A 1,686-nucleotide genomic window follows, 5' to 3' on the forward strand; every position below is an offset into this window, starting at 1 on the left:
CAATCCGAGTGCCCCAAGAAAAGTAGACACCTCACTACCACCTTACGAGAGTCAAATTAATGACCAAGAAAACGAAGAAAAAGTGTTTTTGGCTAAAAATATAGTCTATTGAAAATCGGTGGTGTCCCGACAGAATTGACGCTACGTTTATCTTCCCAAGGATTCGACCCGTTTAGCCGACTGGCTCTAGGTAATGCGTTTGTCTTAACGGTAAACCGTGAGGCATGGGTTCAATCACGATCTCTGCTTTTTAGGTGTCAGGCTTCTAACCGAATATCTCTTTCCTAAGTTAAAAATGTGACAGCCTTCACATATCCAGATTTATTCTGTGAGTATCAGAAGCCAAGAAAATTCTTCCTCGCTGTAACGAAGCTATACTTAACCCGTTAACGTCTTTATTTAACGAACATCAGAAATAAATTGAAGATGCTTCCCTTTGCTTGGTTATCTTCAACAACTTAGGGAAATGGATTCACATGAAAAATGAAGGTCAGCCTGATCTAAATGAAAACCCTAATGAAGGCGCTATTGGGTTTTTTCTAGTAAAGCTACTTCCTTTGGGTTTGTTTATTGGAATCAGCTTCCATAACTTTATAAGTGAGACTATTGGATGGAGAAAAATCATGATGATTCCTCTAGTTTTAATAGTATTGACACTTATTTTCAGGAATATATCTATAAAAACAGTAACGGGAGACAAGAGACCTCTTATGGGAGACAAGTTAGCCCTGACATTTTTTTGTGTAACTATCTTTTGGGTAGGTTTAGTGATGGGCGCAAAGCTAATCAGGATGTAATCGACCGTCATTCTGGCGGTGGTGTTAAATAAGATTCCCCAAAGTACTGGATACTACTATTATTCGATGTACCCAAAACCAGCCCATGAACATCTGCGGTTGGACAAAATCAAATAAAGTTTAGTTGAAGCTATAGACTATCCAGAATTTGAATTATTCCGGGCTTGGGAGAATGACGTCATCTTCAGAAAGTAAATGTGCCGTCGACTTAAATTAAGATCATTATTTAAGATATTTAGACGCTACCGCTAGTCAGGTTCTATAAGTTAGGATTCTTCAATCGCAGCAACGTTTGTTGGGATTCTCTTTGCACCGTATATGAGTTGCTTTAGATTCAGATATACGATTTCCCGGTGCTTAGGTTCGACCGGTGAAAGCACCAGAAGAAGCTGGCAAAGGCGTAAGTGGTGACAATTTGAAAATATGCGTTGAGTGAAATGAAAAAAAGGAGCTGTGGCTCCTTTTGTTGTGGGCAAGAGAAGGAGGAAAAGGTATTTCGGCTTAATGGCCAAGAATGATATTTTCAATCAATAGGTTTTGTCATCTGTAGAATAATAGTAACCGCTCATTCTACGGAGTCATTGACTTCTCTAAACAAATCAGAGCGTAACGGATTTTCGGCAAACGTGTCCTTCCAAAGGCGTGGGGTCAGTTCTTCGATCTGGCTTGCCGGATGTTCACTGATTCTCAACAGCACATCCGTTAAATAGGTGTACGCGTTAATGTCGTGTAGGCGGCAGGTGCTGATCAGGCTTTGGATGATGCCGACGTGCTCAGCCCCAAGTTCTGTCCAGCAAAAAAGCCACGACTTGCGCCCCATGGGAATCGGCCGCAGCGTTCGCTCCAGATGATTGGTATCCATCGCCACGTCCGGCTCTTCCAGAAACAC

The 1,686-nt window shown here is 41.6% G+C and carries 2 protein-coding genes; one reads left to right on the forward strand and one right to left on the reverse strand.

Annotated features, from left to right (window positions below; genetic code table 11):
• The first annotated feature begins 476 nt into the window (after positions 1 to 476).
• Positions 477 to 797 carry a hypothetical protein gene (locus ACXAFR_RS27335; protein WP_475183330.1) on the forward strand — a complete coding sequence of 107 codons (321 nt, stop codon included), beginning with the start codon at positions 477 to 479 and terminating at the stop codon, positions 795 to 797.
• A gap of 565 nt (positions 798 to 1,362) precedes the next feature.
• On the opposite strand, the gene ACXAFR_RS27340 is transcribed toward ACXAFR_RS27335, so the two are convergent.
• On the reverse strand, positions 1,363 to 1,686 hold a 324-nt coding region (locus ACXAFR_RS27340), incomplete at its 5' end, for a transposase domain-containing protein (RefSeq protein ID WP_475183332.1).

Source organism: Pseudomaricurvus sp. ABR4_320 (genome assembly GCF_056159445.1).

Bases quoted from the DNA above. Each gene is read 5' to 3' on its own strand.
- ACXAFR_RS27335 (WP_475183330.1), top strand. From the start codon at position 477: ATGAAAAATGAAGGTCAGCCTGATCTAAATGAAAACCCTAATGAAGGC.